This window comes from Cerasicoccus arenae (genome assembly GCF_014651635.1).
Classification (GTDB): Bacteria; Verrucomicrobiota; Verrucomicrobiia; order Opitutales; family Cerasicoccaceae; genus Cerasicoccus; species Cerasicoccus arenae.
Window position 1 is genome coordinate 206,123 of the sequence record NZ_BMXG01000006.1, and the last position, 8,911, is coordinate 215,033.

The window sequence follows — 8,911 nt, forward strand, 5'->3', positions numbered from 1 at the left end:
ATAATTTTAAATGGCGGGCGATTAACCCATCCAGTTGCCGAGCTTGGCGAGGTCATCGTGAGGGCGGGGGATAACCTGCACGCCGAGGACATCGCCGACTTGGGCGGCGGCTTCTGCGCCAGCGTCAACCGCAGCCTTAACCGCAGCGACGTCGCCAACGAAGAATGCCGTGACAATACCGCTGCCGATTTTGTCCCAGCCGCTCATGGTTACATCCGCCGATTTGAGGGCGGCATCACAGGCCTCGAGAAGAGTGATGAGGCCTTTAGTTTCGATCATGCCAACAGCTTGCTTAGCCATAATATAAATTCGTTGAGGATTAGTTAAATTAATTGAGGAACTGCTTGAGCAGTTCGTCGTGTGGGCGCGCCATGACATTCGAAGAGATAAGCTCTCCGACCTTGGCTGCGGCTTCGGCTCCGGCTTCGACGGCTGCCTTGACGCTGCCGACATCGCCCTTGCAAAGAACTGTTAAGAAGCCGCCACCAATGGAGACCAAGCGAACGAGTTCAACGTTCGCGGCCTTGACCATTGCGTCGCTGGCTTCGACGCTGCCCACGTAACCGCGGGTTTCTACCATTCCGAGTGATTCGCTCATGTGTGTTTGGGTGTTAAGTTTTCGATGTTAAATTCAGAGAGAGATGGGAGGAGGCGGGGAGGGAGAGAGTTAAGTTTTGACGAGTTCCACCAAGCTGTCTGGCGTAAGGCCGCAAGCGTTGCCCTCGTCGGTGTCAATGTGGACTTCTAGTTTGAAAGAGTCGCTGACGCGGACAAAAATGCGATCGAAGGTTACACCTAATTCACCACCAACGCGGAGCTTCATATAGTCGCCCTGTTTGACACCATAGAATTTAGCATCGTCGGGGTTCATGTGCACGTGCGGTGCAGCGCGGATGACGCCTTCGTCTAGCTCAAGGAAGCCTGCCGGGCCCATCAGCATGCAACCGGGTGTGCCCTTGATGTTGCCGCTTTGGCGGACGGGGATTTTATAGCCCAACGCAATGGAGTCCGTGTAGGCAAGCTCGACTTGGTTAAGCTCGCGACAGGGGCCAAGGATGCGTAAATTGGAAATGACTCGGCTACGTGGGCCAACCATAGTCACCGATTCTTCGGCGGCGTATTGGCCATCCTGATACAGCCATTTCATTGGCGTAAGTTCGTGCCCAGGGCCAAAAAGCTGCTCCACCGCCTGTGGCGTTAAATGACAATGACGTGCGCTAACGTTGACCACGAGCGGGTTCGGGCCAGCCTTCGGTGCGGCCAGTCCAAGTTGCGAATAGACGCTCTCTCGGACCAGCTTTTCAATCTGGGAACGGGTAATGGCGGGATTGGCGCTCAAAGCAGCTTGGAGTTAATAAAATTGAGGGTTTTGGAAACGTGCGTTCAAAATCTTCCAAAATCTTCCATTAGGTCAAGCATAAAGTTTCAAGCGACCACTCAATAAGCATCGCATATAAACAGTATAAAGCACTCAGAGTCTGGTTTTGGGCTAGTTAAATGGATGCCGTAACCATACATTTTTCCCGCATTTGATTTGGCTCGAATGAGAAGAGCAGTGTGTCGGTTACCCCAAAAAAGTAGAAGCCTGCGCCGATATTTCGACGCAGGCTCCTTTTTCTTTCTTGCTTGGCTGGCTAAAGCAGTAGCCTTGGTAGTGGCAAAATCAGCGCTTAAACTGACGGCGGCGCAGGACAACGCCGAGGACAATGACGCCCAGCCCAATCGCGTAGCTGGATGGCTCCGGTACTACGGTGGTGGGGGAGAATGCGCTGCTGGCGATATCGCTATCGATGCGGATCCGGTCCAAACTGGCGTGGATCTTTACGTCGCCGATGACTTGGAAATCGTCCACAAAGTTGGGGATATAGAATTCCCAGATTTGCTCCTGAAGCGTTACATCGCCGAAGCTGCTGCTGACGATGCCTTCGAACAGAACGCTGTATTGGAGGACGCTGGCGTTATCACCGCCCAGTAGCGAATTGCCCAGAGAGTCCACGATCTGGATTGAATCGGGATAGATGCCGACGCCTTCGTTCATCGTTGCCGCAGTCTGGACGATGATGTGGGTGCCCATATTGCTGGCAAAGCCGCCAGCGCCTGAGGTGCCGCCGTGGTTATAAACCGTTGCTGCGAAACCGTAGTCGCTGCTAAACGAATAGTAATTGCCGCTGCTGGTGGCGAAGCCTGAGCCGGTCGGGGCAATGGTGGAATCGCTGCTGAGGGCGGGGTTGGTGGAATGTCCAATGTCAGGCGTGGAGGACTGGAGATCGTCCCACTCCTGATAGGTGGAGTTCGTGCCGCCAACGACCCAGCCGTCTGGATCGACGAAGTTTGTCGTCGCGCTGTAGCCAGCGAAGGCTTGTGTGCCAGCGAGTAGGCTAACCGCCAGACAGGCGGCCAATTTTAGGCTAGGGTCCCTAGGGAGGGATGGTAGTGTGAGTTTTGTTTTCATGATTTTCGGTTGGTTCTTCCGCGGCATGCGCCCGGAAATTAAGAAATTGAGTCGCGGTATCAATAGGTGTCGAAATGAAAGATCGATTCTGCCTATTGGAACATGATGACTGCGCCAATGAATACAGTGACAATAATAGCTGCCGCGCTGGTGAGAAGCCACTGAGTCTTTTGATTCGTCTTCTGACGACGCGTTGAGCCATCCTTTTTGGCATGGGTCTCGGGACGTTGAAGTCGATTTGTGCGAGGAATTGTCTCGTTTATAAGCGAGCGGCCTTTCCTTGGGCTGGACGTGCCTTGCGTTCGCATTGTCGGCACCCGATGCGGTAGCCGACCGGTAGGGCGTTGATTTGCGTCAATGATGAAGAAGCCAGGGACGACTTGCGTGCCTGCTGATGGTAATGCTCTGCGATCGGGTCTCATTTATGCGCCAGAATTAGAGGATTTTGGCGCATGTCAAGAGATATTGAGATTCAATATCAAAATAATTGCAAAAAAGTTCCTTGCCAGTTCGGTTAGGCCTTAAAAAACGAGCGAGTTGAGCTCTTCCTGGATGCGCACGAGCGAGGCGGGGTCGGGGTCAGAAGATTGAACGGAGTACAATACCTTGGAGCGAACGTGTAGATAGCTTTGCTGGCCGTCGACTGGGCGACCTTGGCTGCGGAGGATACGCTTGCGCTCCAGCATGAGGCCGAGGACTTGCTTGAAAAGCTCGCGATCTTCGGCCACGTCCGCGCTATCTGATTCAAAAAGAGAGAGGAAAAGCTCCTCGGTGGTAGCCAATGCGTGGGCGCGGGCCTCGCGCTCATCCTCCCCACGTGGTTTTACTTCGCGCCCCCATCGGCCTAGGACAGCCTCGGGGCGGGGGAAATCATCCACCTTGCTGGTGGCGACATCGGCGCGTTGGAGTTGGCCTTCCTCGTCACGGTAGAGGAAGCAGATAACCTCGTCGCCGATTTCAAATGGCTCGCCGGAGACGGCGCACTCGCGCGCCAGTGGTTTGATTTGCCAATCCATTCGTCATGTAGCTTGCTGCCAGCAATGCCCCTCGGGCAAGGGGATTCTTCGCTCTAAGGGTGATTTTCCAAGAGTTTGTTAACATGGATTTGGGAACACCTTTGGCTTGCGGTGTTGATCAGCATTACAAATGCTGGCCGATACACACGGTAATAACGAGTGACCACGACGAGTTCATGCATCCTGGGAAAATCTATACGATCGGCGACGTTCATGGCTGCAACGTCGAGCTGGAAGACTTGCTCAATCAATTGAATCTGGGCGAGCACGACATGGTGGTCTTTGTGGGCGACCTCATCAACCGAGGCCCGGATTCATTGGCGGTGCTGGACATTGCGCGAAACCTGCCGGGCGCATACTGCTTGTTGGGGAATCACGAGTTGCGCCTGAATCGTTATCATCAAAGCGGAGACCGTTCGATCCTCAAGGATTATGATTGGGAAACGATTCCCAAGCTGAGCGAGCAGGATTGGCGTTTCATGCAGGAGTTTCATCCCAATCTTCATTTTCCAGGATTGCAGACGGTTGTGGTCCATGGCGGTTTTTTGCCAGATAAGCCTTGGGATGAACAGTCGGTGGACGTTGTGACCCAGATTCAGGTGATGAACCGCAAGACGGGCAAATGGGGCAAGCGCTCCGATGTGTCCGGTGGTGAATCGTGGATGAAATACTGGCAAGGCCCGCCCTTTGTGGTCACTGGCCATACCCCGCGGAGCGCAGTTGTCCGGACGAAGTGGTCGATCTGCATCGACACTGGCTGTGTGTATGGTGGCAAACTGACCGCGTATGAGCTCACGGAGGATCAGATTTTCCAGGTCGACGCTCGACAGCCATATGTGACCAAGTCGCTGACGACGTCCGCGTAATCCCATTGACGCCATGGGGCGCTCGTGGGTAATCCTTGGCACGTGACCACCGAGAACTCCTTGCCACCGCTGCCCGTCGCCCTGTTGTTGGTCGACTGGCAATTCGCCTTCACGAGCGTTATGCCAAATGGTGCGGCTGCTGTCCGTCGGGCAATATTGGCGGCTCGCGCTGCCCAGCTCCTTGGCTTGCCGATTGCGATTACTGAGCACGTGCCGCACAAGCTCGGCACTACGCTGCCGGAGATCCGCGAAGCTGCGCCCAATGCCCCCGTTTTCAATAAAACTGCGTTTTCCGGCGTGGCCGCGGACGGGCTGATCGAGTGGTTGCGTGAGCGCAATGTGCAGCACGTTTTGTTGACCGGTTTGGAGAGCCCGATTTGCATTTATCAGACGGCGGTTCAGGCCATGGCCGAGGGCTTCGACGTCACCTTGTTGGCAGACGCCGTCGTTGAGCGCCGCGCCGCAGACCGCGTCCATGCGTTTGATACGCTTTGCCGTGCGGGTGCGCATATCCTGCCAGTCGAAACCGTGTTTTATTCACTTTTCAGCGACTCGATCCATCCGCAGTTCCGTGAGTTCACGCAATTGGTGAAGACTTTTGGAGACTGAAAATTCGTAACCCCACCACCACTGTCATGATTCGATACCAAGACTTTGCTCCTGAAAAAACGGCTGCGGGCGGCTTCTTTAAAATGCCGACTTTTGAATCGCTCGACGAATGTGTGGCTCAGGCCAACCGCTGGATCGAGGACAACCAGCTTGAATTGATCAATGTGGAAACCGTGGTCCTGCCGAACATGCACATCAGTGGCGAAGAGGGCACGTCCGACGTTAGCCTGCACACCTCGGGCGACATGATGAGCAACTGGCATCAATTCGTCCGCGTCTGGTATCGCACTGACAAGTCCACGCCACCGCCGATTTAACCGAAATTCCGCTCGACAATTCGATCTTCTCTCTTCTGCTTTTTACGTCTATTTTAACGAATCAGCATGGACCAGACACACATCGCCGCACTGTACCACTTCTTCGAATTCGATGACTTCGAGGCCTGGCGGCCGCGTTTGCAAACACTCTGCGACGAGGCGCAATTACGCGGAATTCTCTTGCTGGCAGGCGAGGGGATCAACGGCACCGTCGCGGGGCCAGAGGCTGGTATTAAGCACCTGCTCGACACCCTTCGCGCCGATTCGCGCATGACTGGACTTGAGGTTAAGTTTTCCTACGCCGATGAAAATCCCTTCCGCCGCGAAACCGTGCGCGTGCGATTGAAAAAAGAAATCGTCACCATGGGCGTGCCCGGCATCGACCCGCGAAGCGAGGCCGGGGAATACGTGGACCCCGACCGCTGGAATGCGCTGATCACCGACCCCGATGTCGTCGTCATCGATGTGCGCAACGACTACGAAACCATGCTGGGAAAGTTTAAGGGCGCGCTTGAGCCGGATACCGAAGACTTTCGCCAATTTCCAGAATGGGTCGCCAACAATCTCAACCCGCAAACCCAGCCCAAGGTCGCGATGTATTGCACGGGTGGCATTCGCTGTGAGAAAGCGACGGCCCTCATGAAGCGCCAAGGCTTCGCCGAAGTTTACCACCTCGAAGGCGGCATTTTAAAATACCTGGAATCGACGCCCCGCGAGCAAAGCCAATGGGAAGGCGAGTGCTTCGTCTTCGACCAGCGCGTGTCTGTGAACCACGATCTCGCCCCCGGCCAGTATGCGCTCAATTGGACTTGCGGCCATCCCAAGCCCCAAGGCGAAGATCCCGCTAAGTGCCCTATCTGCTCTAAGCGCGAGCATGATAAACCGGCGGTGATTTAAGTAATCCGCCCCAATCAGACGGACCATGCTAGAGAAGGTAAGCTAGGCCCCCATCGTGTCCGATGTGACCCCCATGCGCCGCCGCAATTTCGATACTGACAACCCTTGGCGCACCATCACCAAAGCCATGCACACACGGCAGTGGATGATATAGGTGGCTGATAGGAGGTAGCTTTTCATCAGGATTTCGTAGTAGTAGTAGCAGTAGTAGTAGGGGTGTGAATAAACAGTGCATGCCGTGTAGTCTCAAACCGATTAACCCCTCATTTTTACTGGCTAACGTCCGTAGGCCCTGCTCCAAGGCAAAAACCGCAAGTGTACCATCTACGCCAAGCGCCGGAGTGGGCTACTTGAGATTCAGATTATGGTCTTCCTCAATCGTCTGAATGGCCTCGCGAAAGACTGGGTATGCGCTGCCGCTTTTGGAATTTAGCGTCCAGGTCATGATCTGGTAAAAGTCATTCTGGCCCTCGACGACGTAATTCAAATAGTTAATACGCATGTTGTCGATTTCGCCTTGTATTTCCGATTCCGAAACATTCATGCCATTCACTTCAAAATGACGGCTGTCGACGACGCGTCCTGAGTCCATGCGCCCGAGCAGTGTGTCGTTGCTATATTCCGTAAATCCGTCGAGGTCGTCCAGTATGTCCATCTTGGAGTAGGAGAAGGCCATTAGATATTCCTCTTGGAACAAATTGCCCATTTGCAGGGGAACATCCTCCTCTACGATCTTGAGCAATTTCCAGTGGTCGGGCATACCGATGGTCAGTGGACTGCCTGCCACGGGAACGACGCGATCCGTTCCCTCCACCTGATCATCAGCGACTTTGTCTAATGCACTGGTATAGCCCACATAAATGCCATAGCTAAACATCCCGATAAATGCCAAAACCGGGAGCGACGTAATGACCAGCACCACCAGCCAGCCAGTGCTACGGCGTTTGACGTATTTAACGATCGAAACAATAAATAGCACTGGGATCGCCAAGAGGATAAGCACGCTTATGGTCGTACCAATCAGGTAGCCGATCTGATGGGCAGCATCATTTTCGGCCGCTGCCAATATATTTACGATAAGTGAATTCACGTGATGAAACGTGTGCATCGATCACTTAATCTGCGAGCCGAAAACACTGCCCCATTAAAACTTTTTGAGCGATGACTATACTGCCTCTCAAGGCTGCGGAGCCAAGCGCTCATCTGTGCCAAGCGCAGGCATGATAATCTCGAGGTGAAATTGTAATTTGCGCACGTGGCGGTTTCCGTTATCGTATCGCCATGTCAGAAGTAACAGGACAAGGATCATCGGGCAACGTGCTTGCCGCCGTTTGCAGTTTTTTCATTCCCGGTCTCGGGCAGTTAGTTCAAGGGCGCCCGCTCAAGGCTCTCTTGATGTTTGTGCTCGCCGCCGTGCTGTGGTGGATTCTGTTGGGCTGGATCATCCACCTCTGGTCAATCATCGACGCAGCCATGTTTAAGCCACAGGCGTAACGCCGTGCCCACACCGTCGATTTCAACAAAAGCGAATGTCAGCAAGCAATAGCAACTGGGTTTGTTTCACGTGTTACTTCGCAACCCGCCAGCAAAAATACAGTGACCATAAACCGAAGTGTCCACAATGTGGTGGCGACTGCTACTGCCTTGGCTACAAGGTCGAAATTCCGAAGAGGAGTGACCACAAAAAATGGAATGAAATCAAAGAAGAAAGCAGACGAAGAGATCTTGAGTCAGTAAGTTCGAGATCCGAGTCCAGAGTGCGATCAATCCATAGAATTGAAAAAGAAATAGCTAAGCTACAGGCGATGGAAGAAAACGAAGGACGAAGAATTTCAATCAAGAAACTTAAAAAGGACCTAGATCGTGTAAATCAGGATCGGTAACGAAAAAGCACGGCGTTTCCACACCTGTCTCGCAGGTTTTTAGATAATGACAGAGCTAGAAAGAATGGCTTACATTAGTATTCTAGGATTTCTTTCCTGTAGTGCGCTATTGCTATTTTTCCTTCACTATCAATCCAAACGCGATGGACGCGAAAATGATTTTCGCCTGTGGCCAGTTTTAGGACTATCATTGCTCGGTTCCCTTTGGATGATTGCATTTGTCTCGTGTGGAACTTATGCAATGATTTCGGGTTACGCGGTGTTAGGAAAAATCCTAGTCTTTGTTGGTATTATTGGTTCTGTAATATTAGTAAGTTTCATTTCCGGAATAAAGAAGCCTAGGCGAGAACCAAGCAGGATCGACGATGGCTCATAGCCGCAGTCGCCTCACCTAAAACGTCAGCTTGAAAAATGAAATGCTATAAATCCGATAATGACGGCACACTGGTCGAATTAGGAGAGTTCTCCGTCGAAGAGGCAATTGAACTTCTTCGGATTCATCGTGAAGAAGATGGGAAGAATGAACTTTTTATTGGTGCTAGCCGGTCGAATAGGGATTTCGTGGAGATTGGATGCTGTGGAAAGAAATGCTTTATGATTCATACTGACATACTTACGAAGCCTTCGGGATTCCTTCGCTCATTGTTCTCGAAGTCGAGTTTGGACGTGACAGTATCAGGAATTGATCGGGCGGAAGACATTTTTAGGAAGTATTACTCGGAATCTCGGGATTCTTTCGAGAGATACCTAAAGAGTATAAAAAACTAACCAGTAGGAATGAGAAGGCGTTTCCCCGGAACTGATACTTCTCAAGATGAGCAAAACACCGACTAAGCACCGCAAGACTAACGCCGCCTCCATCACCATTGGG

Annotated in this window: 13 protein-coding genes; 5 read left to right on the top strand and 8 right to left on the bottom strand. The window is 52.7% G+C overall.

Annotation, left to right across the window (positions count from 1 at the left end):
• Nucleotides 1-21: 21 nt before the first annotated feature.
• From IE065_RS06785 to IE065_RS06810, 6 genes are all read right to left on the bottom strand, one after another.
• Nucleotides 22-300, bottom strand: coding sequence for a BMC domain-containing protein (locus IE065_RS06785; RefSeq protein ID WP_189513202.1), 279 nt, complete (start codon nt 298-300; stop codon nt 22-24).
• 28 nt (nt 301-328) lie between these two features.
• Nucleotides 329-598, bottom strand: coding sequence for a BMC domain-containing protein (locus IE065_RS06790; protein WP_189513204.1), 270 nt, complete (start codon nt 596-598; stop codon nt 329-331).
• A 69-nt stretch (nt 599-667) separates the two neighbouring features.
• Nucleotides 668-1,339 (bottom strand): phosphate propanoyltransferase, encoded by a 672-nt coding sequence (gene pduL / locus IE065_RS06795; RefSeq protein WP_189513206.1) that lies wholly within the window; start codon nt 1,337-1,339, stop codon nt 668-670.
• Between the two features lie 324 nt (nt 1,340-1,663).
• The gene (locus tag IE065_RS06800; RefSeq protein WP_189513208.1) at nt 1,664-2,452 is read right to left on the bottom strand and encodes a PEP-CTERM sorting domain-containing protein; all 789 of its coding nucleotides are present in this window, start codon (nt 2,450-2,452) and stop codon (nt 1,664-1,666) included.
• 92 nt (nt 2,453-2,544) lie between these two features.
• Nucleotides 2,545-2,874, bottom strand: a complete 330-nt coding sequence (locus IE065_RS06805) for a hypothetical protein (RefSeq protein ID WP_189513210.1) — start codon at nt 2,872-2,874, stop codon at nt 2,545-2,547.
• Nucleotides 2,875-2,973: 99 nt separating this feature from the next.
• Nucleotides 2,974-3,468: a hypothetical protein gene (locus tag IE065_RS06810; RefSeq protein ID WP_189513212.1), complete on the bottom strand. Its 495-nt coding sequence runs from the start codon at nt 3,466-3,468 to the stop codon at nt 2,974-2,976.
• 83 nt (nt 3,469-3,551) lie between these two features.
• Between IE065_RS06810 and IE065_RS06815 the strand changes: the two genes are divergently transcribed.
• The 4 genes from IE065_RS06815 (at nt 3,552) to trhO (ending at nt 6,157) form a co-directional block, all read left to right on the top strand.
• On the top strand, nt 3,552-4,334 hold the full coding sequence (locus IE065_RS06815) for a metallophosphoesterase (protein ID WP_229792069.1): 783 nt from the start codon (nt 3,552-3,554) through the stop codon (nt 4,332-4,334).
• A 42-nt stretch (nt 4,335-4,376) separates the two neighbouring features.
• Nucleotides 4,377-4,943 (top strand): isochorismatase family protein, encoded by a 567-nt coding sequence (locus IE065_RS06820; RefSeq protein ID WP_200163322.1) that lies wholly within the window; start codon nt 4,377-4,379, stop codon nt 4,941-4,943.
• A gap of 26 nt (nt 4,944-4,969) precedes the next feature.
• Nucleotides 4,970-5,260, top strand: coding sequence for a hypothetical protein (locus IE065_RS06825; RefSeq protein ID WP_189513216.1), 291 nt, complete (start codon nt 4,970-4,972; stop codon nt 5,258-5,260).
• Nucleotides 5,261-5,326: 66 nt separating this feature from the next.
• Nucleotides 5,327-6,157 carry an oxygen-dependent tRNA uridine(34) hydroxylase TrhO gene (trhO, locus tag IE065_RS06830; protein ID WP_189513219.1) on the top strand — a complete coding sequence of 277 codons (831 nt, stop codon included), beginning with the start codon at nt 5,327-5,329 and terminating at the stop codon, nt 6,155-6,157.
• A gap of 346 nt (nt 6,158-6,503) precedes the next feature.
• Here the strand turns inward: trhO and IE065_RS06835 are convergent, their stop codons facing one another.
• Nucleotides 6,504-7,247, bottom strand: coding sequence for a cytochrome c oxidase subunit II (locus IE065_RS06835; protein ID WP_189513221.1), 744 nt, complete (start codon nt 7,245-7,247; stop codon nt 6,504-6,506).
• Nucleotides 7,248-7,438: 191 nt separating this feature from the next.
• Here IE065_RS06835 and IE065_RS06840 point away from each other — a divergent pair, with 191 nt between their 5' ends.
• Complete coding sequence (locus IE065_RS06840; protein ID WP_189513223.1) at nt 7,439-7,651, top strand: hypothetical protein; 213 nt, start codon at nt 7,439-7,441, stop codon at nt 7,649-7,651.
• Between the two features lie 842 nt (nt 7,652-8,493).
• On the opposite strand, the gene IE065_RS06845 is transcribed toward IE065_RS06840, so the two are convergent.
• Complete coding sequence (locus IE065_RS06845) at nt 8,494-8,643, bottom strand: hypothetical protein (RefSeq protein ID WP_189513225.1); 150 nt, start codon at nt 8,641-8,643, stop codon at nt 8,494-8,496.
• Nucleotides 8,644-8,911 lie beyond the last annotated feature (268 nt).